We start from the raw sequence: 23020 nt of genomic DNA on the forward strand, positions 1-23020 counted from the left end.
ATGGCGCCAGAGAAGGTGCAGCTGAGCGAGGAGAAGGCCACCCTCCTCGCCACCCTGTACGGCCGGGCACTCGACGCGAGATCCAGGCGCCCGATACTCGGGGACGACCTTGCCGTCGAGGCGGTCAAGAAGATCGACTTCGATTTCCGCAGGACCGGCATGAGCCCGGCCCTGGGTGCGGCCGTCGCGCTCAGGGACCGCTTCATCGACCGGTGGGCCGCCGAGTACCTCGCCACGCACCCGGATGCCACCGTGCTCCACCTGGGCTGCGGCCTCGACACCCGCTTCCACCGGCTGGCGCCGCCGCCCACCGTCCGCTGGTACGACGTCGACTATCCCGACGTCATCGAGCTGCGCGGCCGGCTGTTCCCCGAGCGGCCGGGCCACCGCATGATCGCCTCGTCGGTCACCGACCTGACGTGGCTGGAGCAGGTCCCGGACGACGTCCCCGCGCTGGTCGTCGCCGAGGGCCTGCTCTACTACCTCGGCCCGGACGACGGCCGGGCACTGCTGCGGGCGGTCGTGGACCGCTTCCCCGGCGGGCAGTTCGTCTTCGACGCCGTGAACTGGCTCGGGATACGCCTGCAGAAGCTCAACAGGCCCGTACGGAAGGCCGGGGCCACGCTCCGCTGGGGCATCGACGGCCCCGGCGAGCTGGTGGCGATCCATCCGAGGCTGCGCTGCGTCAGCGCGGTGAGCGCGTTCGACATGGGCGGGTTCGACCGCCTGTCGGCGCCGCACCGGATCTCGACCTGGATCGCCGGGGCTCTGCCAGGGGTGAAGCGGTCGGCGATGTTCTACCGGCTCGAGTTCTGAGGCGCCCCGCCGTTGTCGCGGCGGTCCAGGGCGATCTGCACGGCCTCCGCGGCCTCGTCCTCATGCTCTTCCGAACGGTTCCAGGCATACATCTCGTACATGTGACTCATCTCATTTCGCGAGCGTTCCAGAGGGGGACGTCGAACCCCCGTCTCACGTACCGGACGGATGGGGACTTACTGGCCGACACAACGCCACTCACCGCGGCGAGTCGTCGACCTGCCCTAACAGGCCCCGCCGCGGCAGGTAATAAGTACGAGCACCTGGCGCATTACCTGCAACAGTACCTCAGCAATCTCGTTGGATGTCCTACTATCTCGAATGCTGAGATGCAAAAGGGGCCGCCACCCGGACGATCCAGGTGACGGCCCAGAGGCAGGAAGGAGCGGCGGTCAGTCCTCCAGGTCCACCGAGCGGCCGCTGTCAGCGCCGATCTCGTTGACGATCTGGTCGATCACGTCGGCCGGGATCGCGGAGTCCACGGTCAGCGCGATGAGCGCCTTGCCGCCCTTGGTGGAGCGGGCCACCTGCATCGAGGCGATGTTGACGCCGTGCTCGCCGAGCAGGCGGCCGACCACACCGACGATGCCGGGGCGGTCGGTGTAGGTGTAGAACGCCAGGTGGGCCGTCGGCTCGATCTCCATCTCGTAGCCGTTGACCTCGACGATCTTCGTGATCTGGCGGGGGCCGGAGAGCGTGCCGGACACCGAGACCTGACGGCCGTCGGCCAGCACACCACGCACGGTCACGACGTTGCGCCAGTCGGGGCTCTCCGAGCTGGTCACCAGCTCCACGGCGAGGCCGCGGTCCTTGGCCAGCAGCGGCGCGTTGACGTACGTGACCTGCTCCTCGATCACGTCGGTGAACACGCCCTTGAGCGCGGCCAGCTCGATCACCCGCACGTCCTCGGAGGCGATCTCGCCGCGCACCTCGACGTCGAGCTTGGTGGCGACCTCGCCGGCCAGCGCGGTGAACACGCGGCCGAGCTTCTCGGCCAGCGGCAGGCCCGGCTTGACGTCCTCGGCCACCACGCCGCCCTGGACGTTGACCGCGTCCGGCACGAACTCGCCCGCGAGCGCCAGCTTCACGCTCCGCGCGACCTGGGTGCCGGCCTTCTCCTGGGCCTCGTGCGTGGAGGCGCCGAGGTGCGGCGTGACGACGACCTGGTCGAGCTCGAACAGCGGGCTGTCGGTGCACGGCTCCTTGGCGAACACGTCGATAGCCGCTCCGGCGACACGACCCTCCTTGATCGCCGAGTAGAGCGCACCCTCGTCGATGATGCCGCCGCGCGCCACGTTGATGATGCGCGCGGAGGGCTTGACCTGGTGCAGCTCCTTCTCACCGATGAGACCGACGGTCTCCTTGGTCTTCGGCGGGTGCAGCGTGATGAAGTCCGACCGCTTGAGCAGCTCCTCGAAGCTGACCAGCTGGGCGCCGAGCGCGGCGGCACGGGCCGGAGGCAGGTAGGGGTCGAAGGCGATGATCTCGACGCCGAACGGCTGGAGCCGCTGGGCCACGAGCTGACCGATCTTGCCGAAGCCGACGATGCCGACGACCTTCTCGTCGAGCTCGACACCGGTGTACTTGGAGCGCTTCCACTCCCCGTTCTTCAGCGCGGCGTGGGCCTGGGCCGTGTTGCGCGCGCTGGCCAGGATGAGGGCGACGGTCTGCTCGGCGGCGCTGGTGATGTTGGAGGTCGGCGCGTTGACGACCATGACACCGGCCTTGGTGGCGGCTTCGACGTCGACGTTGTCGAGGCCGACCCCCGCGCGGGCGACCACGCGCAGCTTGGGCGCGGCGGCGATGGCCTCGGCGTCGACCTGCGTGGCGGAGCGGACGATCAGGGCGTCGACGTCGGCGAGGGCGGGCAGCAGCTGGGAACGGTCGGCGCCGTCGGTGTGGCGGACCTCGAAATCAGCCCCGAGTACGGCGAGGCCTGCCTCGGACAGCTCTTCTGCGACCAGAACGACGGGCTTGTTCACTGGTGTGGATCCTTAACGGCACGGCGGGCTTCGGGGGACACGTCCACGATCCCCCGGCGGTCCTACAGAGTGTATCCACCGCTTGTGAACGTGTTCACGAGGCACCCACGATGTGAGACGGGGCGGCCGTAGGTGCATAGTCCGCTACCGCGGCGGTCCGCTGCACGCGGCCCCCGTACCCGTCAGGCTACAAACTCATCCACTCCGCGTACATCTTTGTCTTGATCGGGAGATTTATTCGCCATTAGCCTGATAAGCCGTGGCCGAGTACCTAGGGTTCGTCTTATGAGCATCGGGAATCCTGCGCTTGCCGACGTGCTCGCACAGCATGGCACCCCGCATCGCCTGCTGAGCGCTCTCGCCGACGGTGGAGTCCTGGTGGCAGTGCGACCAGATCGCTCAGTCGTCCTCGGGACGACACAAGCCGGTGACCGGGTGTTGCTCGGTTACACCGGTGCTGCCACCTATGCCAGGCACCGCGGCAGCCATTCCCTGTCGGCGTGCGACGCCGACACCATCCTGGACATCCAGCGCGTCACCGGAGTGCGGGAGATCGTCATCGACGCGGCCGGACCAGCCGCCGCGGCCGTGCCCATCGACGACCTCCAGCGGTTCCTCACCTCGACGCGTACCGGGCCGACGCCCGTCCTGTCAGGGGCGGCGCCGGCGGCGTACGCGACGGGGGCGATGGCGACCGTGTCACGCGGTGCCGCGCTGGCCCAGGTGGCGCCCCCGACCCCGCAGGCACCCACGTTCCCGTGGGTGCCCGCGCCCCGGCCGCACCTGTCGGGGCCCATGCAGCAGGTGGACCCCGGTTACCGGCGGTGCACCCATCCGATCCTGCCCGCGCTGCGCCAGGCCATCGGACAGTTGCTCATGGACTTCCCGCTCGTGCACCACGTCTGGATCTCCGAGGCGCGTACGGCGTCCGGGGCTCCGGGGATCATGCTGCACGTGAAGGTGCACATGTCGGCGGCCGAGGACGTCGTACGCGACCTGCACCGCCTGGTCCGCGCCCGCCTGCCGCAGTTCGCGGCCTCCGGGGCGCCGATCCTCATGGCCAGGGTGGCGGACGCGCGCAGCGAGCGCCGGATGATCGAGATCGGCGCGCACGTGGTGTGCGCGAGCGTCACCGACTGACGCATGACATGGCGGAACGGGGCCCGGAAGTCCGGGCCCCGTTCGCCGTGCCGTGGGCTCAGGCCACCCTGCGCGCCAGCACCAGCCGCGTCCGTGCGCACAGTCCGGCCACGACGGCGGCCAGCAGGGGCAGCCCCACCACGACCCCGGCGAGGAAGAGCCAGGGCATGGAGATCGTCGTGGGCCCGGGGTCGAAGAGCGACGTACCCGTTCCCCGGTAACCCGATCGGGTCATCGGCCAGGTCGCCGCGATGCCGCTGACGGCGCCCCCGGCGAGCCCGACCAGGGCGCCGAGGCCGGAGATGTAGGCGGCCTGCGCCGCCACCACGAACCTCCGGACCCGCGGCGGCCCGCCGACGGCGGACAGGGTGTCGAGGTCCTGACGCATGTCGGCGGCGGCCAGCCCCGTGGCCGCGAACGTGCCGCCGAGCACGAGGACCAGCGCTGCTCCGAGCAGTAACAGGAGAACGATGAGACGTTCCTCCTCGCTGCCCTGCTGCACGTCGATGAAGGCGCCTTCGCCCACCAGCGCCCTGACCTCGGTGCTCAGGCGTCGCTCGTCGGCGGGGACGGCGTCGGCGTAGAGCATCCGCTCCTCCGCCTGGAGGCCGGCGGCGGCCAGCACCGACCTCGGGACGACAACGCCGACCTGGGCGGCGTCGGCCGCTCTCGACACCACGGCGGGCACCCGCAAGGTCTTGACCAGCTTGGGATCCACATCCCAGTAATTCGCCTGCAGCTCGACCATGCCGTCGCGTACCAGCTTGGCATCGAATGCCACGGCCTTGCCCGCCGCCAGCGCCGCGGCGGCCTGCGGGTCCCGGCGCTTCTGAAGGAATGCCAGCAGCTGCTCATCGCCCACCGGCATGGGCTCGTAGTAGTAGTGCGGTGCCGGGCAGGACTTCCTGCAGTCCTCCCGCCAGGCGACGCTCAAGTTCATGGACCGGCCCCGCGCATCCGTCACGCGCCATCCACCGGCCAGGGCGGCTCCCGGGAGCTGCCGTTCGACGAGCGCCCGCAACCTCGCCCATGCCTGATCGTCCAGTCCTCTGGCCTGGACCACCGTGGTGTTCATGGGGACGACCGAGCCGCGGTTCGCCTCCTGCTCGGTGTAGGAGCTGTCGGCGCCGATACCGAGCGTGACCGCCATCATGGTGGCGCCCATCACCGCCGCGGCGGCGGAGGCCGTACGGACCCGGTGGCGGGAGGCGTCGCGCACGGACAGGCGCAGCGGGAGCGGCAGCCGCCCCGCGAGCCGTCCGGTGGCCTGGACCAGCCACGGCATCAGCGCGACCAGCCCGAGCACGATCGGCACCGAGGCCATCGCGACGGACAGGGTGCCCCTTCGCACGGCCAACACGTTCGCGGCCACTCCCAGCACCACCAGCACGGTCCCGAGCACCGGCCGGCCCGCGCGGCCGTGCGTGTCCACCGCGGCGCGCCCGGCCAGCACCTGAACGGGGCTCTGCCGGCTCGCCTGGATCGCGGGCACGAGGGCCGCGGTAAGCCCGCTGAGCAGGCCCAGAGCGGCCACGCCGAGCACCGGACCCCATGGCACGTCCGCGGGGCCGCGCGTCCAGTCCAGCAGACGGGCCGCGTACGACACCACCACCAGCCCGGCGCCGATGCCTAGGGCGGCACCGAGCAGCGCCGCGACACCGCCGAGCACCAGGCCGTCGGCCAGCACGATCGTCCGGAGCTGCCTGCCGGACGCGCCCTGCGCGGCGATCACGGCGAGCTCTCTGCGCCTGCGCCGCAACCCCACGGCGAAGGCGGGCCCCGCGAGCAGGACGGTCTCCGTCACGATGAGCACGACGGCGACGCCGGTCCCGATCAGCCCGCGCCGCTCCAGCGGTCTGGGATCCTCGAAGTCGGAGCTCTCGATCACGGCCCGCGAGGAGACGAGCAAGCCCGTCTGGTTGAGCCGCCGCACGTCCGGCCACTGCACGGGGGCGGCGGTGTCGATGAGCCAGCCACTGCTGTTGCCGTCGTTCTGGTGCGGGAGCAGCCCGTCCGGCAGGGCGACCATCTCCAGGATGCCGGGCCGGATCGGGTTCTCGGCCACGCCGACCACCCGCACGGTGCGGTCCGGCCGCCACACCTTGAAGGTGCCGCCGATCCGGGCACCTCGGTCGATCAGCTCGGGAGAGACCACGACCTCGCCGGGGGCGGCGGCGAACCTTCCCTCCACCAGACGGCGCATTCCGTTGGTCAGCGGGTCGCGCATGTCGGCCTCGAACACGTCCACCCGATCGAAACCGTCGGCCAGCCGGGCCTCCACGACGTTCGACTGCCAGCGGAGCAGCCGGCCCTGGAGCAGCGTGCCGATCTCGGCGGGTGTCCACGGCCGCTCGGGACGCGGCGTTGGGACCTGCGCGGAGTACTCTCCTCCGGGGCCCTGCTCAAGGGGGGTGCGGGACGTGGTGGTCACGATGCGGGCGTCGGCCGCGCCCAGCAGGGAGCCGAGCTTGTCCTTCGTGGTGATGGCCGTGGTGGCGGCGCCGGTGATGATCGCCGTGATGACCAGGACGGGTAGCCCGATCATCACCATGATGAGCGCGGTGCGGCCCTTGAAGCGCAGGGCGTCCCTGCGGGAGATGCGCAGCGCGGCGCCGAAGGCGCTCATCTGGCGCTCTCCAGCCGCACCGCGTTCGACTCCACGATCAGCCCGTCGCGCAGGTAGACCACCCGGTCGGCCCACGCCGCGTAGCGCGGCTCGTGGGTGACGAGCAGCACCGCGGCGCCCTCGTCGCAGCGGGTGCGCAGTAACTGCAGGATCTCGTCGCCGGTGGCCGTGTCGAGCGCCCCGGTCGGCTCGTCGGCCAGCAGCAGCCGCCGCTCGCCCGCCAGCGCCCTGGCGATGGCCACGCGCTGGCGCTGCCCGCCGGACAGCTCCTCGGGGAACCTGTCGGCGACCTCTCCGGCCCCCACCTCGGCGAGTACGGCCAGCGCCTCCTCCCGTGCCTTGCCGGAGCGGACGCCGTCGAGCTCCCTGGGCAGCATCACGTTCTCGGCGGCGGTCAGGGACGGGATCAGGTTCAGGTCCTGGAAGACGTACCCGACGCTGCCGCGCCTGAGCTTGGCGAGGTCCTTCACCGTGGCGAGATCCTGGCCCTCGATCGTCACGGTCCCCGAGGTGGGCCGGTCGAGGCCGCCCGCCACGTTGAGCAGGGTCGACTTGCCCGAGCCGGACGGGCCCATGACCGCGACCAGCTCCCCCGCCGACACCTCCAGGCTCACCCCCTTCAGGGCGTGCACCTGGCCGTGCTCGCGGGTCACGTCCCGCAAACTCACCACCACAGTCATGACGTCTTCTTCTCCTTGGAAACGGCCTCGCAGTGGTCCAGCCAGCGCTGCTCCGCCTCGGCCTTGAAAATCAACGAATCGAGGACCAGCCGCTGCGCCGTACCGCCGGTCGCGGCCCGCTTGGCCCTCGTGAGCTCCTGCAGCGCGCGCATGGTGGCCGCGCGCTGGGTCTGGATGACATCGGCGACGTCCACGTCACCGGCGACGGCCATCGCGATCTTGATGGCCAGTTCGTCCCGAGGCCGGTCGGTCTGGGCGACGGGGGTGCTGAACCATCGCTCCAACTCCTCCCGACCGGCCTCGGTGATCGTGTAGACCGCGCGGCCCTGCTCGTCGGCGCCCCCTGGCGCCACCAGGCCGTCACGCTCAAGGCGGGAGAGCGTCGTATAGACCTGGCCGATGTTCAGCGGCCAGGTCGCCCCTGTGGACGCCTCGAACTCCACCCGCAGCTGATAGCCGTATCGCGGTCCGCTGCTCAGCAACGCGAGCAGTCCGTGTCTGATCGACATGAATACTGAGTATGCATACTGAGTATGCCCCCTGCAACTGATCTCGCATATTCTGGACAGCGAGCCGCATCCAGTCCGATACTCGCTACATGAGTTCCACGCATCCGCCCTTTCGCGCGTCCGACGGGGAACGCGACCGCGCGATCGAGGAGCTCAAGCACCGGGCCGTGGAGGGCCGGATCTCGCACGACACGTTCGTGGGCCGGGTGGACCAGGTGCTGCGGGCACGCAGCCGGCACGAGCTCGACGAGGTGGTCGCGGACCTGCCGCGACGGCCCTCACTCCGGCAGCGGCTGACCGACGCCGTCGCCTCGGTCTCCGAGTTCACCACCCGGTTACAGTCGGCGTGGCGTCGTCCGCGGCTGCCCCGGCTGGCGCTGCCCGACGACGACCGGCTCCGTTACGTGGTGGGGCGGGGGTCGGCGTGCGACCTCGTGCTGTCGGATCTGACGGTGTCCCGGGTCCACGCCGAGCTGCGGCGCGAGGGCGACGGCGGGTGGATGCTGGTGGACCTGGGCTCGCTCAACGGCACCCGGCTCAACGGGTGGCGGCTGGTGGGTCCCGCGCGGGTGCGGTCGGGTGACGAGATCTCGTTCGGCGACTGCGGGTTCCTGCTGACCTCGGGCCAGCCGTCCCTCTGACGCCGCAGCCTCGTAGGCCCGGGCCCCTCGTAAGCAGGCCAGCCGACAAATACGGATATTTGCGGATTGCGTGAGGGCTGGGGTGATTCATGCTCGCAGGTGATCCTCCCAGTCACTTGGAGACCCCATGCGGCGCACCTCAGCATCCCTCGTCGCGGGCGCGCTCGTCGCGGCCCTCGCGTGGGCGTCCAGCCCCTCCTCCCCCGCCGTCGCCCTGGATCCCGCCGCCGGCGTGGCCGACCTGACCCAGGACATCAACAAGATCCTCAGCGACTCCCGGCTCACGATCGCCAGGGCGGGCGTCGTCGTCAAGAGCGCCGGCACCGGCGAGGAGCTGTACGCCACGGACGCCGGCAAGCTCCTCACCCCCGCGTCCAACACCAAGCTCTTCACCTCCGCCGCGGCCGTGGAGACGCTCGGGCTCGACTACCGCTTCCCCACCACCGTGCTGAGCACCGGCCGCAAGATCGGCTCGGCGCTGACCGGCGACCTGGTGCTGCGCGGCACCGGCGACCCGACCATGCTGGCCGAGGACTATGACGCGCTGGCCGCCAAGGTGGCCGCGACAGGCATCAAGGTCGTCGCGGGCAAGCTGGTGGCGGACGACACCTGGTTCGACTCGCAGCGGCTCGGCAACGACTGGTCGTGGGACGACGAGACCGCCTACTACGCGGCGCCCATCTCCGCGCTGACCGCCTCGCCCGACAGGGACTACGACGCCGGCTCGGTGATCGTGTCCGTGGCGGCCGACGGCGACAAGGTCAAGGTCTCCACCACGCCGGAGACCGGCTACCTGAAGATCGTCAACAGGGCCACCGTGGGCTCGGAGACCGACGTCCTCATCGAACGGCAGCACAACAGCCGTACCGTCGTGATCACCGGCACGGTCAAGGACCCGTACCAGGAGTGGGTGGCCGTGGACGACGCCACGTCGTACGTCTCGTCGCTGTTCCGCGGCGCGCTGGCCAAGCACGGCGTCAAGGTGCTCGGGCCGACCGTCACGGGCGCGGCTCCCCAAGGGGCCGCGGAGCTGGCCGAGCACGAGTCGATGACGCTGGGCGAGCTGCTGGTGCCGTTCCTGAAGCTGAGCAACAACATCCACGCCGAGATCCTCACCAAGGCCATGGGACGCAAGGTCGCGGGCCAGGGCACGTGGTCGGCCGGGCTCAAGGTCAGCACCGACTTCGCCAAGGCCAACGGGGTGCAGGTGATCAACATGCGGGACGGCTCCGGGCTGTCGCGCCGCGACGGCTTCTCGCCGGGCTCGATCGTGCAGCTGCTCACGGCCGTACGGAGCAAGCCGTGGTTCAAGACCTGGTACGAGGCGCTGCCCATCGCGGGCAACGCCGAGCGCTTCGTCGGCGGCACCCTGCGCAGCCGGATGCGCAACACGCCGGCCGCGAACAACGTCCACGCCAAGACCGGCTCGCTGACCGGGGTCACCTCGCTGTCCGGGTACGTGACCAGCGCCGAGGGCGAGCCGCTGATCTTCTCGATCATGCTGAACCAGTACCTGTCGTCCTCGCCCAAGGACATCGAGGACAAGATCGCCATCAGGCTCGCCCAGTTCTCCCGTGCGAATCCGACCGCCGACGCCGTGCAGCTCCGCGCCGAGGAGCCGGCCGCGGCGGGCGACCTCGAGTGCTCCTGGCTGAAGCCCGCGCAGTGCTAGCGCTCCGCTGAGACCCGCGGCCCTCTGACGTTCAGGGGGCCGCTGTGGTTTACCGGGCGCCCCACTTGGAGCTCCAGGCTAGGTCTGAAATTTCCATACATGGCCGACCTCGGAGCGCCAGAATTCGGATTCGACGCCAAGAGCCATGGGGAGCGTCGGGCCTCCACCGGCCACACCCGAGCCGGTTTCCCACCGCACGCCCACGCGCTCCCCTTCCGAGTGGGCCCGGCCGCGCCTCCCCCCGCACACAGGACCGCGGCCGGGCCCGCACTCCCCACACCGACGCGCCGAGGGCAGTGCGGTGCCGCGTCAGGGGCGGTCGCGGGGGTCGGAGAAGCGGGCCAGGACGAGGGACTCGACGACGCCCACGACCGCGTACGCCAGGATGGACACGCTCGTGACCACCACGATGTCCGCCCACACCTCGTCATAACGGAAGCCGCCGATGGCCCGCAGGATCTCGGCGCCGATGCCCCGCCCGCTGGCCAGCCACTCGGCGATGAGCGCCCCGATGATGGAGGCGGGCACGGAGATCCGGGCCGAGGCGAAGACCGAGGGCATCGCCGTCGGCACGGCCACCTTGCGGAGGACCGTCATGCGGCTCCCGCCGTACGCCATGATCAGGTCGGTGGCCTGCGGCGAGGCGGAGCGCAGCCCGAAGGCGATGTTCACCAGCGCCGGGAAGAACACCACGATGCCGCCGATGACGGCCACGCCCAGCAGGTCCCGGCCGAAGATCAGCGTGATCAGCGGCGTCATCACCACGAGCGGCACGGACCGCAGCAGCATGGCGACCGGCATGAACGTCTGCTCGACGGTCCTGAACAGCACGAACGCGACCGCCACGGCCATGGCGGCGATCATCCCGCAGGTGAACCCGATGGCGGCGTCCCTGATCGTGATGCCCAGCGCGCCGAACACGGCCTCGCGGTGGGCGGCCGAGGAGGTCAGGTACTCCCAGACCTGCGGGGGCCGCTTGCCCACGAGCGGGCTGATCCCGAACGCCTCCAGCGCCAGCCACCACGCGGCCACCACGATGACCACGGAGGGCAGCAGCGGGCCGACGATCCTCAGCACGGTACGGCCGATCACTGCGACTCGCCTCTCGACCAGGGGGTGACCACGCGCGCGACGAGGGCGACGACCGCGTACCCGAGCCCGGCGACCAGCCCGGCCACGAGCGCGAGGCCCCACGTGCGCGGCACCTGGAACTGCTGCTGGGAGATCATCAGGGAGACGCCCAGCCCCGCGTCGTTGCTGCCCAGGTACTCGCCGATGATGGCGCCGAGCAGCGCGGAAGGGGCGGAGATCTTCAGCCCGGCGAACGTGCTCGGCAGGGCGGAGACGATCTGCACGTAGCGGAGCCTGGCCAGGCGGCCGCCGCCGTACACGGTGACGACGTCCAGGCTGGCCCGGTCGGCGGAGCGCAGACCGAGCAGGGCGCCGATGAGCGTGGTGAAGAAGACGGAGATGGCGGCGAGGAACACCACGGTGGCGTCGCCGCCGAAGACCACCAGCACGATGGGGCCGATGGCGAGCAGGGGGACGCAGTAGCTGATCACCGCGAGCTGCGTGGCGACGGCCTCCAGCCGGGGCACGAGCAGCACCAGCAGCGCCACGCCGATGGCCAGCCCGTTGCCCCACAGGAAGCCCTGGACCGCCGCGGTCAGGGTGGCGGAGATGTTCGGGCCGTAGAAGGCCCAGCCGTCGGCGCCCATGGCGGACAGCACCACCCAGGGAGTCGGCACCGCGCCGCCGCCGGCGAACACGGTCACGGCGAGCAGCCACCAGAGCCCGATGAGCGCGACGACGCCGAGCAGCCCCTGGACGCGTCTCATGAGCCGTGCCCGAACAGCAGGTCGCTGAGGTGGTCGTGGAGGGCGTGGAACTCGGGCGTACGCATCATGTCGGGCGTGCGGGGCCGCGGCAGGTCGATCTCCACCATCTCGACGACCCGGCCAGGGCGGGGGCTCATGACGGCCACCACGTCCGACAGGAAGACGGCCTCGCCGATGCCGTGGGTGACCATGAGCGTCGTGGCCGGCTTCTCGGTCCAGATGCGCAGCAGCTCCAGGTTGAGCCGCTGCCTGGTCATGTCGTCCAGCGCGCCGAACGGCTCGTCGAGCAGCAGCACGCTGGGCTTGACCACCAGCGCGCGGGCGATGGACACGCGCTGGCGCATGCCGCCCGACAGCTCGGCGGGCCTGGCCTTCTCGAAGCCCTCCAGGCCGACCAGCTTGATCAGCTCCTCGATCCGGCCCGGCTCCGGCCTGATCCCGGCGACCTCGAGCGGCAGCCGGATGTTGGCCGCCACGCTGCGCCAGGCCAGCAGCGCCGAGTCCTGGAAGGCGATGCCGAGGTGGTGGCTCCTGCGCAGCTCCTCCGGGGTCTCGCCGTTCACCCGGATCTCGCCGGACGTGGGCTCTTCCAGCCCGGCCAGGATGCGCAGCACCGTGGACTTGCCGCAGCCGGAGGGGCCGAGCAGCGACAGGAACGAGCCCTTCGGCGTCTGGATGTCGACTCCCTCGAGAGCGGTCACTCCTTTGCCGAAGGTCTTGCTCAGCCCCGCGATGCTGATGCCCGTCATGACAGCTTCAGGCTCGGGTCGGCCTTGTAGACCTCGTCCAGGATCGTCAGGTCGAAGAGCTGCTCGGCCTTGATGTTCAGGCCGGCCTTGGCCAGGGAGGCGATGTTCTGCTCGATCAGCTCCGGCGTGATCGTGAACAGGCCGTTGGCCTTGACGTCGGGGGTGACCACCAGCTCGTTCTGCATCTTGGCCTCCTCGGTCTGCTCCTTGACGTCGAGGTTCTGGTCCTTGCCGTAGACGGTGGCGGCCAGCTCGGCGGACTTGGCCGGGTCGGCGACGGCGTCCCTCCAGCCCTTGATCTCGGCGGTCAGGAACGCCTTGAGCTTGTCGCGCTCCTTGTCGATGGTCTCCTGCGTCACCGTGAACGTCTCGGCGACCAGCGGCAGCCCGGCGTCGGCGAACAGCAGGTAGGCCGGGTCGTGGCCCTGCATCCTCAGCCGTACGGGACCGCTGGTGACATAGCCGACGTAGCCGTCGAGCTGGCCGGAGGTGAGCATCGACGGGTCCGACTGGAACGGCACCCTGGTCACGCTCGACGGGTCGATGCCGTTGGCCTTGAGCAGCGCGTTCCACACCAGCTCGTTGGAGTCCTGGACGCCGATCTTCTTGCCGGCCAGGTCCTTGGCGGACTCGATCGGGTTCTTCTTGAGCGAGACGATCGCGAACGGGTTCTTCTGGAACGTCGCGCCGACGATCTTCAGCTGGGCGCCCTGGAGGATGGCCGGCGCGGTGATCGTGGGTGCGGAAAGGCCCGCCCAGCAGCGTCCGGTGGCCAGGCCCGACTCGACCGAGGTGCCCGAGCCGCCGCCCGACAGCAGCTCGACCTGGGAGAACCCGGCGGCCTTGAAGTACCCCTTGGTGTCGGCGAAGTACTCGCCGGCGAACTCGACGTTCTTCTTCCAGGAGAGCTGGAGTTTCACCGAGCCGAGCCCGCCGCCGGTGGAGGAGCCGGCCGACGTGCCGCTCTCGCCGCAGGCGGCCAGACCGAACGCCAGCCCGGCCAGACCTGTTGTCCGCAGGAACGCGCGGCGGTCGAGGGAAATAGCCATAATTCTTCCTTGCAGCGGCGGGAACGTGCAGGTCAGGACGGTATCTATCGATTATTACCATCATGTGACGGTGGTTTTGGACAGCGCCGCCCGGCCAGGGGCCGCGAAGGGGGAACGCGGGAAAACCGCTGGCGACCCCTGTAGGTCCCTACGAGAGTGCCGCGCGAGGACCGTAGATCCCTCCAGCCGGCCGGAGGCTCCGGTAGCGTCGAGCGTGAAATGAGACTCGACGGAATCCCTCTTTGGGACGGTACCGAATACCGGGGCCCGGTCGATCTGAGCTGGGAGCCCGACCGCATCCTCAGCGTGCAGCCGGATGCCGAGCCGCGCTACGACGGCCTGTGCGTGCTGCCCGGCCTGGTGGACACGCACGTCCACCTGGTGGGGTACGCGGGCCCGGGCGACCCGCCGGACTTCGCGACCTGGCCGCTGGTCACCACCCGGGACGAGCAGGTGCTGCACGGCGCCGCCCACGCCCAGCGGGCGATGCGGCACGGCGTGACGACGCTGCGCGACCTGGCGGGCGACGAGGCCCAGGTGGCGCTGCGCCGCGTGTTCGACGCCGGGGTGCTGCCCGGGCCGCGCGTCCAGGTGCACGGCGTGGTGGGGATGACGGCCGGGCACAACGACCTGTTCGTGCCGCCCGCGGTGCCCGCGAGGAAGCCCACGGCCGACGGCCCCGACGAGTGCCGCAAGCTCGTACGCACCTGGGCCCGCGCCGGCATGGACGGCATCAAGCTCACCACCAGCGGCGGCGTGCTGTCGATCGGCGACAGGAACGCCTGGCGCAACTACACGCGCGACGAGATCAGAGCCGTCGTGGACGAGGCGCACGCGCTCGGCATGCTGGTCGCCTCCCACGCCCACTCCGAGGACGGCATCCGGGTGGCCGTCGAGGAGGGCGTCGACTCGATCGAGCACGGCACGCTCATGAGCAAGGACCTGGCCGAGACGCTGGCCGCCCGCGGCACGCCCGTCGCGCCGACGCTGCTGATCAACGAGGCCATCGCGCAGGGCCGCGTCCCGGTCACGCCCGAGGCCATGGCCAAGGCCGCCGAGCTGGTCGCCACCCGGGACGTGCTGCTGGCCCAGGCCGCCGCGCTGGGCGTGCGGTTCGTGCTCGGCACCGACGCGAACGGCCACCACGTGCAGTTCGGCGACCAGTTCGCCGAGGTCGTCCACATGACGCGCATCCTGGGGATGGACGCCGGATCGGCGCTGCGCGCGGCCACCTCCGACGCGGCCGACTCGATCGGCATGCCGGTGGGCAGGATCGCTCAAGGGCTGGGCGCCGACCTCGTCGTGCTGCGCGGCCGCCCCTGGGAGCGCATCGAGGACCTGACCGTCGAGAACATCGTGGCCGTGGTCTCACGGGGCAACGTCGTCGCGGGCCGCCTGCCCTGACTTCCGCCTATGGCGCCTCTCGGCCTGGCTTCCGCCTATTGCGTCTCTCGCCCTGACCGCAGCGCGAGATACAGATCGGTACGGTCGCGCATCGACGACATCCGCCGCCCGGTCAGCTCCTCGATCCGCTGCATCCGGTAGCGCAAGGTGTTGACGTGCACGTACAGCTCGTCGGCGGTGCGCTGCCAGGACCCGCACGTCTCCAGGAAGATGTCGAGCGTGCGCAGCAGTTCGGAGCCGTGCCGCGCGTCGTACTCCTCGACCGGCCCCAGCAGGTGATCGCGGAAGGAGCGGCGCACGCTCGCGGGCAGCGTGGCGAGCAGCAGGTCGAAGCTGTCGATGTCGGCCACCGACATGATCGACACGGGCCCCGGCCCGCTCCGCGCGGACTCCATGCCGCGCCTGGCGGTCTCCAGCGCCTCGCCGAGCTGCGACACGCTGGCCGCCATCTCGCTGATCCCGGCCGCGATGCTCATCCCGGGCCGCTCGGCGGCCAGGCCGCGCAGCTCGTCCGCGAGGCTCTTGCGCGAGGCCCTGCCGTTGACCAGCACGATCGCCTCGCGCGGCGTGCCGCCGACGATCAGGTGCCGCCCCTTCCTGGCCAGCCCCTCGTGCAGCATCTCGGGCAGGTCGTAGTCGGCCCGGCCGGTGAGTGTGCCGGTGAGTGTGCCGGTGAGTGTGACCGCCATGGCCGCGGTCGGCAGGCCCGGGTCGGCGCCGAGCAGCCGAAGGTGCGCGGAGACCTCCCCTGGCGGGATCTCGCCCAGCACGTCGAGCAGCGTCTGCGCCCTGACCCGCTCGGCCCTGCGCTGCTCGGCCGCGAACCCGTCGACGGTCACGGCCTCGGTGATCGCCCCGAACGACTGGTCGGGAGCGGCCAGAAGCAGCGGCAGCCGGCGCCGTTCACACGCCTTGACCAGCTCCTCGGGCAGCTCGCCGAGCACGATCAGCCCCACGACCAGCCCGGCGGCGTCGCTGGCCCACAGCGCGTCGGCGAAGCGCTCGCAGTCGGACGGCGCGCCGTACCAGACGCCGCTGGTGAGCACGAGATCTCCGGCCTCGAGGTAACGCCGGGGGTCGGGCAGATCCGTGGGGTACGCGCGCCTGATCTCGCGCACGAGCGCCTCGTGACCCGTCACCAGCGTCAGCCGCAGGTCTTCGCGCGCGAGCAGGTCCGCCAGCCTCATGAAATCTGATGTTATGCCAGCTCAAAGGCCAACACTTCAGAGGTTCGCACGATACTCCCACCATGCGGGGTCGGGTTTACTCGTTGTCATGCGTCCCAAAGCAGAGCTCCATCTGCACATCGAAGGCACCCTCGAGCCCGAGCTCGTCGTCGAGCTGGCCAGGCGGAACCGGATCGACCTGCCGACCTTCGACGTGGACGCCATCCGCGCCCGCTACTCCTTCACCGATCTGCAGTCGTTCCTGGACGTCTACTACGAGCACATGGCGGTCCTGCGTACCGAGGAGGACTTCTACGACCTCGCCACCGCCTACCTGCGGCGGGCCGGCGAGCAGGGGGTGCGGCACGCGGAGATCTTCTTCGACCCGCAGGCGCACCTGAGCAGGGGCGTGCCGCTTGAGGTGGTGTTCGGCGGGCTGTCGGCGGCGCTCAAGGACGGTGACGTGTCGGCGGCGCTCATCCTGTGCTTCCTGCGTGACCGGGGCGCGGACGAGGCCGAGCAGGTGCTGCGGGCCGCCCTGCCGTACCGGGACTCGTTCATCGGGGTGGGGCTGGACTCGGCGGAGGTCGGCTATCCGCCGTCGCTGTTCAGGCGGGTGTTCGACATCGCGGCCGGCGAGGGGCTGCGGCGGGTGGCGCACGCGGGCGAGGAGGGCGGCCCCGACTACGTGTGGGAGGCGCTGGACGTGCTGCGCGTGGAGCGGGTGGACCACGGGATCCGGGCGATGGAGGATCCGCAGCTCGTGGCCAGGCTGCGGGACGAGCGGATCCCGCTGACCGTGTGCCCGCTGTCGAACGTGCGCCTGCGCGCCGTGCCGTCCCTGCGCGACCACATCCTGCCCGCGATGCTGGACGAGGGCCTCGTCGTCACCGTCAATTCGGATGATCCTGCCTACTTCGGCGGATATGTGGAGGACAACTACGTGGCCCTCCAGCGGGAGCTGGGGATGACGGACGAGCAGCTCGACCGGATCGCGCGCAACTCCTTCGACGCTTCTTTCGCCTACGACGGCTGAACCTGATCCGCACCATGGCGCGGGCCCATCCTGGGCCTCACACTGGTGCGTGTCAGGGAGGCCGATCATGACCGCACGTACCGGGCCGTCGCAGCCGGCGGCCCCAGGAAACCACGCAGCACGCCGACCGGAGCTCGACGCCATGCGCGCTCTCGTGGTGGTCGGGCTGGTGTTCTTTCACGCGTCACTGGTGTTCGACTCGCGGGACGACTACTACGTCAAGAACGCCGAGACGACGCAGATCACATTCTTCATCGCGGCGCTCTGCGTGATCTGGGCGATGCCGCTGCTCTTCCTCATCGCCGGGCTGGGGTCGTGGCACTCGATGCGCCGCCGCGGCCCCGGCGGGTTCGCCGTGGAGCGATTACTGCGGCTTGGGGTGCCGCTGGTCTTCGCCACGGCCACGATCATGCCGCTGCCCCAGTGGCTGCGGCTGCGGGCCGATCCCGCCTACCACGAGTCCTACCTGGCGTTCCTGCCGAAGTTCTACACCGTGCGGCTCGACCTGAGCGACTTTCCCTTCATCCTGCGCGGGACGTACTTCGAGACCGGGCACCTGTGGTTCGTGGTGCTGCTGCTGACCTTCTCGCTGCTGCTCGCGGCGGTGGCGCGCTGGGCGCCGCCCACCCTCGAGTGGCCCGCCGCGCTCTCGCGGCCGCGCGGCGGGCTGCTGGTGCTCGGGCTGCCGATCGCGCTGGTCTGCGCCTTCGTGGGGCTGGAGGAGTCGTTCAGCGGCTGGAGCCGGTGGGCGTTCCTGCTGTTCTTCCTGTACGGGTACTTCTTCGTGACCGATCCCCGATTCCGCGCGGCGATGCGGCGCGACTGGGTGCCCGCCGCGATCGTGGGCGTCGCTCTGGTGGCAGTGGGGGTGCCCGGCTTCGTCATCGCGGGCGACGCGCCCGGCGCGGACGCGTTCACGGACATGACCCCGCTCGCGATCGGGGCCCGCGCCCTGTACGGCCTGGCCGGGTGGTGCTGGCTGGTCGCGATACTCGGCGCCCTCGACCGGCCGCGCACGCCCTCCACCGGCGCCGACAGACCGCCGCGCCGGCTGTACGCCTACCTGTCCTCCGCCGTGCTCCCCCTGTACGTGCTGCACCAGCCGATCGTCGTGGCGGTGGCCTACTTCGTGGTGGGGTGGAAGGCGCCGATCCTGGTCGAATACCTGGTCATCGTGGTGGTCTCGCTCGTGCTGACGGTGGGCGTCTACGACCTGCTGGTGCGGCGTACCAGGGTGACCAGGTTCCTGTTCGGGATGCGGGAACCTACGGCAACGTCAGGATGACCGGGCCGTCGGCGGTGATCGCGACGGTGTGCTCGACGTGCACGCTCCTGCTGCCGTCGCCCGAGCACACCGACCAGCCGTCGTCGGCCATGTAGTAGTCGTCGCCGCCCCCGGCCATCAGGCTCGGCTCGATCGCGATCACCAGCCCCGGCCGCAGCCGCAGCCCGCGGCCCGCGGTGGCCTCGTTGGGCACGAACGGCGACTCGTGCATGGCCCGCCCGATGCCGTGGCCGCCGAAGTCGTTCTGCATGCCGTACCCCGCGCCGCGGCCGACCGTGGACATGGCGTGGCCGATGTCGCCCATCCGGCCGCCTGGCACGGCCGCCTGGATGCCCGCCGCCAGCGTCTCCTCCGCCACCCTGATCAGCTTGAGGTCCTCCTCACGCGCGTGCCCGACGGCGAAGCTGACCGTGCCGTCGGCATGCCAGCCGTCGACGATCGCGCCGCAGTCGACGCTGATCAGGTCGCCGTCGCGCAGCCGGTACGGGGTCGGCAGGCCGTGCAGCATGGTCCCGTTCACCGAGGTGCAGATCACCCCCGGGTACGGCGTCGCGCCGAACGACGGGTGATACCCCAGGAACGACGCCCCCGCGCCCGCCTCCTCGATGACCGTCCTGGCCACCTCGTCGAGCGCCTTCAACGACACCCCGACCGCGGCCCGCTCCCGCACCGCGGCGTGGATCGCGGCGACGACCCTGCCCGCCTCGCGCATCGCGGCTATCTCACCGGCTGACTTCAGCTCGATCACAGTGCCTCCTCGGCTCGTGGGATCGATAACTATACCGGTATTATTATCGCCATGTCGACGATGTCCGAGGTCAGTCGAGGCCCTTCCTGCCGGGGGTCCAGAAGGGCTTCGTACGCACGTCCCTGCGCTGCCAGCCGCGCTCGCGGACCAGGTGGGCGCGTACGGCCTGGATCGTGCGCGCCTCACCGGCGAGATAGGCGACGCCCGGCTCGTCCGGCAGGTCCAGCGCTCGCACCGCGTCCACCAGGACCTCGGAACCGGCCGCGGAGGCGCCGCCCCGGCACACCCGCGCCAGCTCCCTGGGCAGGTCGAGGTGGCCGTCCGGCCCGTCGGCCTCCACCGCGCCGAACACCCGCTCGCCGACCGGCAGCGCCCGCAGCATCGCGCCGAACGCCACCGAGGCCGTCTCCTCGCCCGCGAACACGTGGTACGGCGCCTGCTCCTTGACCACGAAACCGCCGTCCGGCCTGGTGAAGGCGACCTCCATGCCGGGCCTGGCGTTCCTGATCCAGGAGGCGCCCGGCGAGTCACCGCCGTGGTCGTACCCGATGAGGTCGATCGCCTCCCAGCTGGGGTCGTACTGCCAGATCGAGTAGGTGCGCAGGACCCCGCCCAGCAGGCCGCCGCCGTCGCCGATCAGCAGTCGTACGTGCTGGCCGGGCGTCCACTCCAGCTCGGCGAGCCCCTCTCCCCCGATCCTGACCCGCCGCATGCGGGAGGTCACCTGCTCGACATCGAGCACCTCCCCCGCGACGAACATCCGGTCGAGCAGCCTGCGGGCCACGGTCCGCCTCATCGCCCCTCCTTCCGCTGCTTCCTGGGATCCAGCCGCTCGATCCTGCGCCGTGCCTCGACGAAGATCTCCTGGATCTCCTCGACCACCCTGGGATCGCCATGGGCGTGCGCGAGCGTCTTCACGGCGGCCTTGACCAGGCGCAGCGCCGGGCCGATGATCTCGGCGGCTTCGGGTTCGCGGAACATCCCCCACTCGGCCCGGCCGGCCGCCCGGCCCCAGAGCCGCTCGATCTCCTCGGCCTGCTCGTCGGCCGCGCGCCTGCCCTCGCCGGTGACGTGGTAGACCTTGCGGCCGTCGTCGGGCTCGACGCGTACGAGACCCTCGTCCTCGAGCAGTTGCAGGGTGGGGTAGATGGAGCCGGCGCTCGGCTCGTAGGTGCCGTTGAAGCGGTCGGCGAGGCGGCTCATGACCTGGTAGCCGTGGCCGGGCTGCTCGGCGACGAGGGCGAGGACGGCCAGGCGGAGCTCGCCCGGCCCGAAGAAGCGCCCCGTCGGGCCCGGCCCGGGGGCGCGGCGCGCGTTCATCATGAGTCGGATGCTATATCGAACGATATAGCGTTGGGTATGTTTTCCGATGCATTGACGGCCGCTCTCAGTCGGCGGACTCGCCGCGGATCTCGGCCGCCAAGCCGGCCAAGGAGTCGACCGGACGCTCGATCTCCACCCAGGGGAGCATGAGATCGTCGGCGTCGTACCGAGGGACGACGTGAATGTGGAAATGGAAGACGCTCTGCCAGGCGGTCTCGCCGCTCGCGTGCCAGAGGTTGACGCCCGGCGCCCCCAACGCGCCGGTGAGCTGCCGGCTCACCAGGACCGTGGCACGCATGACCGCCGCGGACGATCCTGCAGAAGGTGCACGGGGAGGCCATGGATCATGATGCTCGCAGCCCGCCCGTCACGCTCTCAACTGCTTATTCCTACCTGGGCGATGATGGCATAGCGTTCGTCGTCCACGGGACCGCCCCACAGGTCGGCGTCGTCGCTGAGCGGCTCGACGCGCAGGTCCGCGACGAGCGGGCGCAGGGCGGTGGCCAGGTCGTCGGCCCGGACGCCGCCGCTCCACGGCAGCGAGCCGGCTCCCGCCACATAGGGCAGCCCCGCCTCGCCCCAGCGCCCTTCGACCAGCACCAGCCGGCCGCCCGGCCGCAGCCGGGAGACCCACTCGCCCAGGGCCGCCCGTGGGTCGGGCAGGGTCCACACCAGATGGCGGCAGAGCACCACGTCGAACCGTTCGTCACCGGTGGGCGGCGCGGCGGCGTCGCCGACCAGGAACCGGCCCTCGAGCCCGGCGGCCGACAGCTTGGCGCGGGCGTGGTCGATCATCTGCGGGGCGAGGTCCACGCCGGTCACCCGGTGTCCGGCCGCGGCCAGCAGCACGGACAGGGAGCCGGTGCCGCAGCCGACGTCGAGAATGCCGGCCGGAGCGGGCGGCGCCCAGGCCCGCAGGCGGCGGTCCCACGCGGCACGCGTGCGCTCGGCCCGCAGGCCGTGGTCCGGCTCTTCGTCGAACGTCGGCGCGGCGGCATCCCAATAATCGGTGATCGCGGAGGTGAGCTGGGTCATGGCGCCGATCCTCGCAGCCGCCACCGACAATTCCATGACGAACAATAGGAATGCGATCGGTAGCAATTGCTAAGCTATGCACGTGGAACCGTCGCCATGGTCGCAGAGAGACGAGATAGCCGCAGCGCTACGCCAGATCAGCGCCGGCTTCGCCGCACTGGCCGACGCCATCGCGGCCGATCCCGCCGACCCCCCGGCCGAGAGCCGCTACCGATCGCTCCTCGCCGAATGGAGCGACCGGGGCCTGACCAGGGCCGAAGCGAGCGCTCTCTTCCGCAGGCACGGTTTCTCCCCGCAAGCGGCGGGCGGCTGGGTCCGCGGCGACTGGCTGGAGATCCGCGACGACGGCCGCCGCTATCTGACCGACCGTTCACTGCACTGGCTGGCCGAGCAGGAGACCCCTGATGATGACTGAGCCGTTCAGCGTCCGCCTCGACGTCCGCAGCTACGAGATCGACCCCCAGCTCCACCTCAACGGCGGCTTCTACGTCCAGTACGCCGACCATGCCCGCTTCGCCTGCGTACGGGCCGCCGGCGTCTCCGTCGAGGACCTGCTCGGCAGCGGCCTCGGCCCCGTCAACCTGGAGACCGTCATCAAGTACCATCACGAGCTGCGCGGCGGCGACGAGGTGGACGTCTCCTGTGCCTGGGAATGGGGCACCGGCAAGACCTACCGAGTCCACCATCTGCTGCGGCGCCTCGACGGCACGCCGGCCGCGGAGGTCAGCCACGTGAGCGGCCTGCTCGATCTCAAGACCCGCCGGCTGATCCCCGACCCCGACCGTGAGTGGCGCGCCAGAGCCACCGACCCCGAACTCCTCGGACTCAAGCCCTAGCCGGCCGGTCCAACGGGTGTCGGGCGCAGCCCGCTAGCCCGCCCGGTTCTGAGCCGACGCCTGGTCGGAAGCGGCGGCCAGCACCATGTCGGCGTGCCGGAAGGCCCATTCGCCGAGCGCGCGGATCGGGACGAGCAGGTCCTGGCCCGCCGCCGTCAGCTCGTACTCCACCCTGGGCGGGGCCTCGGCGTAGCGGTGGCGCCGGACCAGGCCCCAGTGCTCCATCCGGCGCAGCGTCTGCGTCAGCACCTTCTGGCTGACGCCGCCGATGCTCTGCCGCAGCGCCCCGGGCCGCATGGGGCCGTCCTTCAACGCGAACACCACCACAGGAAGCCAGGCGTGGGCGAACAGATCCACAGCCAGCCGGGCCGGGCAATCGGCGATGAAGTCTCCGTACGGCTCAAAGGGGGTGTCGCGCTCCATGCCCGCCAGTCTTCCCCAGCCGATAGGCACCCGGAAGTGCCTATCGGCCCGCCTACTGTGCT

At 70.8% G+C, this 23020-nt stretch carries 24 protein-coding genes; 9 read left to right on the forward strand and 15 right to left on the reverse strand.

The features are described 5' to 3' along the window. A complete protein-coding gene (locus ABD830_RS24660; protein WP_344991622.1) occupies positions 1-816 on the forward strand; it encodes a class I SAM-dependent methyltransferase in 816 nt (271 codons plus the stop codon). Positions 817-1208: 392 nt separating this feature from the next. Here ABD830_RS24660 and serA read toward each other — a convergent pair whose 3' ends face one another. Next, positions 1209-2798, reverse strand: coding sequence for a phosphoglycerate dehydrogenase (gene serA / locus ABD830_RS24665; RefSeq protein ID WP_344991624.1), 1590 nt, complete (start codon positions 2796-2798; stop codon positions 1209-1211). A 285-nt stretch (positions 2799-3083) separates the two neighbouring features. Between serA and ABD830_RS24670 the strand changes: the two genes are divergently transcribed. Beyond that, positions 3084-3938, forward strand: coding sequence for a hypothetical protein (locus tag ABD830_RS24670; protein WP_344991627.1), 855 nt, complete (start codon positions 3084-3086; stop codon positions 3936-3938). A 58-nt stretch (positions 3939-3996) separates the two neighbouring features. On the opposite strand, the gene ABD830_RS24675 is transcribed toward ABD830_RS24670, so the two are convergent. The 3 genes from ABD830_RS24675 to ABD830_RS24685 are packed head-to-tail and all read right to left on the reverse strand — an operon-like array spanning position 3997 to position 7753. Next, positions 3997-6564, reverse strand: coding sequence for an ABC transporter permease (locus tag ABD830_RS24675; protein ID WP_344991631.1), 2568 nt, complete (start codon positions 6562-6564; stop codon positions 3997-3999). After that, entirely contained in the window at positions 6561-7244 is a 684-nt protein-coding gene (locus ABD830_RS24680) for an ABC transporter ATP-binding protein (protein ID WP_344991634.1), read from the reverse strand. The genes ABD830_RS24675 and ABD830_RS24680 overlap by 4 nt, the downstream gene beginning before the upstream one ends. Then, the gene (locus ABD830_RS24685; RefSeq protein WP_344991636.1) at positions 7241-7753 is read right to left on the reverse strand and encodes a PadR family transcriptional regulator; all 513 of its coding nucleotides are present in this window, start codon (positions 7751-7753) and stop codon (positions 7241-7243) included. Before ABD830_RS24685 ends, ABD830_RS24680 begins: the two co-directional genes overlap by 4 nt. 89 nt (positions 7754-7842) lie before the next feature. On the opposite strand from ABD830_RS24685, the gene ABD830_RS24690 reads away from it, so the two are divergent. Beyond that, entirely contained in the window at positions 7843-8394 is a 552-nt protein-coding gene (locus ABD830_RS24690) for an FHA domain-containing protein (protein ID WP_344991639.1), read from the forward strand. 127 nt (positions 8395-8521) lie between these two features. Further along, the gene (gene dacB, locus ABD830_RS24695; RefSeq protein ID WP_344991642.1) at positions 8522-10066 is read left to right on the forward strand and encodes a D-alanyl-D-alanine carboxypeptidase/D-alanyl-D-alanine endopeptidase; all 1545 of its coding nucleotides are present in this window, start codon (positions 8522-8524) and stop codon (positions 10064-10066) included. 309 nt (positions 10067-10375) lie between these two features. Here the strand turns inward: dacB and ABD830_RS24700 are convergent, their stop codons facing one another. The 4 genes from ABD830_RS24700 to ABD830_RS24715 are packed head-to-tail and all read right to left on the reverse strand — an operon-like array spanning position 10376 to position 13702. Further along, on the reverse strand, positions 10376-11158 hold the full coding sequence (locus ABD830_RS24700; RefSeq protein WP_344991644.1) for an ABC transporter permease: 783 nt from the start codon (positions 11156-11158) through the stop codon (positions 10376-10378). Then, complete coding sequence (locus tag ABD830_RS24705) at positions 11155-11904, reverse strand: ABC transporter permease (protein ID WP_344991647.1); 750 nt, start codon at positions 11902-11904, stop codon at positions 11155-11157. The genes ABD830_RS24700 and ABD830_RS24705 overlap by 4 nt, the downstream gene beginning before the upstream one ends. After that, positions 11901-12653 (reverse strand): ABC transporter ATP-binding protein, encoded by a 753-nt coding sequence (locus ABD830_RS24710; protein ID WP_344991650.1) that lies wholly within the window; start codon positions 12651-12653, stop codon positions 11901-11903. Before ABD830_RS24710 ends, ABD830_RS24705 begins: the two co-directional genes overlap by 4 nt. Next, on the reverse strand, positions 12650-13702 hold the full coding sequence (locus ABD830_RS24715; protein WP_344991653.1) for an ABC transporter substrate-binding protein: 1053 nt from the start codon (positions 13700-13702) through the stop codon (positions 12650-12652). The genes ABD830_RS24710 and ABD830_RS24715 overlap by 4 nt, the downstream gene beginning before the upstream one ends. 219 nt (positions 13703-13921) lie before the next feature. Between ABD830_RS24715 and ABD830_RS24720 the strand changes: the two genes are divergently transcribed. Continuing rightward, positions 13922-15106, forward strand: coding sequence for a metal-dependent hydrolase family protein (locus ABD830_RS24720; protein ID WP_344991656.1), 1185 nt, complete (start codon positions 13922-13924; stop codon positions 15104-15106). 35 nt (positions 15107-15141) lie between these two features. Here ABD830_RS24720 and ABD830_RS24725 read toward each other — a convergent pair whose 3' ends face one another. Further along, entirely contained in the window at positions 15142-16293 is a 1152-nt protein-coding gene (locus ABD830_RS24725; RefSeq protein WP_344991659.1) for a PucR family transcriptional regulator, read from the reverse strand. Between the two features lie 88 nt (positions 16294-16381). Here ABD830_RS24725 and ABD830_RS24730 point away from each other — a divergent pair, with 88 nt between their 5' ends. Next, positions 16382-17308, forward strand: a complete 927-nt coding sequence (locus tag ABD830_RS24730) for an adenosine deaminase (RefSeq protein ID WP_344991662.1) — start codon at positions 16382-16384, stop codon at positions 17306-17308. A gap of 67 nt (positions 17309-17375) precedes the next feature. Beyond that, positions 17376-18593 (forward strand): acyltransferase family protein, encoded by a 1218-nt coding sequence (locus tag ABD830_RS24735; protein ID WP_344991665.1) that lies wholly within the window; start codon positions 17376-17378, stop codon positions 18591-18593. On the opposite strand, the gene map is transcribed toward ABD830_RS24735, so the two are convergent. The 5 genes from map to ABD830_RS24760 all read right to left on the reverse strand — a co-directional run bounded on the left by map (position 18574) and on the right by ABD830_RS24760 (position 21699). Further along, the gene (map, locus tag ABD830_RS24740) at positions 18574-19341 is read right to left on the reverse strand and encodes a type I methionyl aminopeptidase (protein WP_344991668.1); all 768 of its coding nucleotides are present in this window, start codon (positions 19339-19341) and stop codon (positions 18574-18576) included. The genes ABD830_RS24735 and map overlap by 20 nt on opposite strands. A 70-nt stretch (positions 19342-19411) precedes the next feature. Then, complete coding sequence (locus tag ABD830_RS24745; protein WP_344991671.1) at positions 19412-20137, reverse strand: siderophore-interacting protein; 726 nt, start codon at positions 20135-20137, stop codon at positions 19412-19414. Beyond that, a complete protein-coding gene (locus ABD830_RS24750) occupies positions 20134-20664 on the reverse strand; it encodes a PadR family transcriptional regulator (protein ID WP_344991674.1) in 531 nt (176 codons plus the stop codon). Before ABD830_RS24750 ends, ABD830_RS24745 begins: the two co-directional genes overlap by 4 nt. 64 nt (positions 20665-20728) lie before the next feature. Next, positions 20729-20962: an HIT family protein gene (locus ABD830_RS24755; RefSeq protein WP_344991677.1), complete on the reverse strand. Its 234-nt coding sequence runs from the start codon at positions 20960-20962 to the stop codon at positions 20729-20731. A gap of 77 nt (positions 20963-21039) precedes the next feature. Beyond that, the gene (locus tag ABD830_RS24760; RefSeq protein WP_344991680.1) at positions 21040-21699 is read right to left on the reverse strand and encodes a class I SAM-dependent methyltransferase; all 660 of its coding nucleotides are present in this window, start codon (positions 21697-21699) and stop codon (positions 21040-21042) included. A gap of 82 nt (positions 21700-21781) precedes the next feature. Here ABD830_RS24760 and ABD830_RS24765 point away from each other — a divergent pair, with 82 nt between their 5' ends. Continuing rightward, entirely contained in the window at positions 21782-22114 is a 333-nt protein-coding gene (locus ABD830_RS24765; RefSeq protein WP_344991683.1) for a hypothetical protein, read from the forward strand. Beyond that, complete coding sequence (locus ABD830_RS24770) at positions 22104-22535, forward strand: acyl-CoA thioesterase (RefSeq protein WP_344991686.1); 432 nt, start codon at positions 22104-22106, stop codon at positions 22533-22535. The genes ABD830_RS24765 and ABD830_RS24770 overlap by 11 nt, the downstream gene beginning before the upstream one ends. Before the next feature lie 33 nt (positions 22536-22568). Here the strand turns inward: ABD830_RS24770 and ABD830_RS24775 are convergent, their stop codons facing one another. Further along, positions 22569-22958 carry a winged helix-turn-helix transcriptional regulator gene (locus ABD830_RS24775; protein ID WP_344991689.1) on the reverse strand — a complete coding sequence of 130 codons (390 nt, stop codon included), beginning with the start codon at positions 22956-22958 and terminating at the stop codon, positions 22569-22571. Between the last annotated feature and the right edge of the window lie 62 nt (positions 22959-23020).

Origin of the sequence: Nonomuraea helvata, from assembly GCF_039535785.1 — a bacterium.
GTDB lineage: Bacteria > Actinomycetota > Actinomycetes > Streptosporangiales > Streptosporangiaceae > Nonomuraea > Nonomuraea helvata.

Coding starts and splice junctions, on each gene's coding strand:
- ABD830_RS24670 (WP_344991627.1), top strand. CDS start 3,084: ATGAGCATCGGGAATCCTGCGCTTGCCGACGTGCTCGCACAGCATGGC.
- ABD830_RS24755 (WP_344991677.1), bottom strand. CDS start 20,962: ATGCGTGCCACGGTCCTGGTGAGCCGGCAGCTCACCGGCGCGTTGGGG.
- ABD830_RS24750 (WP_344991674.1), bottom strand. CDS start 20,664: ATGATGAACGCGCGCCGCGCCCCCGGGCCGGGCCCGACGGGGCGCTTC.
- ABD830_RS24735 (WP_344991665.1), top strand. CDS start 17,376: ATGACCGCACGTACCGGGCCGTCGCAGCCGGCGGCCCCAGGAAACCAC.
- ABD830_RS24775 (WP_344991689.1), bottom strand. CDS start 22,958: ATGGAGCGCGACACCCCCTTTGAGCCGTACGGAGACTTCATCGCCGAT.
- ABD830_RS24725 (WP_344991659.1), bottom strand. CDS start 16,293: ATGAGGCTGGCGGACCTGCTCGCGCGCGAAGACCTGCGGCTGACGCTG.
- ABD830_RS24660 (WP_344991622.1), top strand. CDS start 1: ATGGCGCCAGAGAAGGTGCAGCTGAGCGAGGAGAAGGCCACCCTCCTC.
- ABD830_RS24730 (WP_344991662.1), top strand. CDS start 16,382: ATGCGTCCCAAAGCAGAGCTCCATCTGCACATCGAAGGCACCCTCGAG.
- ABD830_RS24705 (WP_344991647.1), bottom strand. CDS start 11,904: ATGAGACGCGTCCAGGGGCTGCTCGGCGTCGTCGCGCTCATCGGGCTC.
- ABD830_RS24675 (WP_344991631.1), bottom strand. CDS start 6,564: ATGAGCGCCTTCGGCGCCGCGCTGCGCATCTCCCGCAGGGACGCCCTG.
- ABD830_RS24690 (WP_344991639.1), top strand. CDS start 7,843: ATGAGTTCCACGCATCCGCCCTTTCGCGCGTCCGACGGGGAACGCGAC.
- ABD830_RS24760 (WP_344991680.1), bottom strand. CDS start 21,699: ATGACCCAGCTCACCTCCGCGATCACCGATTATTGGGATGCCGCCGCG.
- ABD830_RS24745 (WP_344991671.1), bottom strand. CDS start 20,137: ATGAGGCGGACCGTGGCCCGCAGGCTGCTCGACCGGATGTTCGTCGCG.
- ABD830_RS24770 (WP_344991686.1), top strand. CDS start 22,104: ATGATGACTGAGCCGTTCAGCGTCCGCCTCGACGTCCGCAGCTACGAG.
- ABD830_RS24710 (WP_344991650.1), bottom strand. CDS start 12,653: ATGACGGGCATCAGCATCGCGGGGCTGAGCAAGACCTTCGGCAAAGGA.
- ABD830_RS24720 (WP_344991656.1), top strand. CDS start 13,922: ATGAGACTCGACGGAATCCCTCTTTGGGACGGTACCGAATACCGGGGC.
- ABD830_RS24685 (WP_344991636.1), bottom strand. CDS start 7,753: ATGTCGATCAGACACGGACTGCTCGCGTTGCTGAGCAGCGGACCGCGA.
- ABD830_RS24680 (WP_344991634.1), bottom strand. CDS start 7,244: ATGACTGTGGTGGTGAGTTTGCGGGACGTGACCCGCGAGCACGGCCAG.
- dacB (WP_344991642.1), top strand. CDS start 8,522: ATGCGGCGCACCTCAGCATCCCTCGTCGCGGGCGCGCTCGTCGCGGCC.
- ABD830_RS24715 (WP_344991653.1), bottom strand. CDS start 13,702: ATGGCTATTTCCCTCGACCGCCGCGCGTTCCTGCGGACAACAGGTCTG.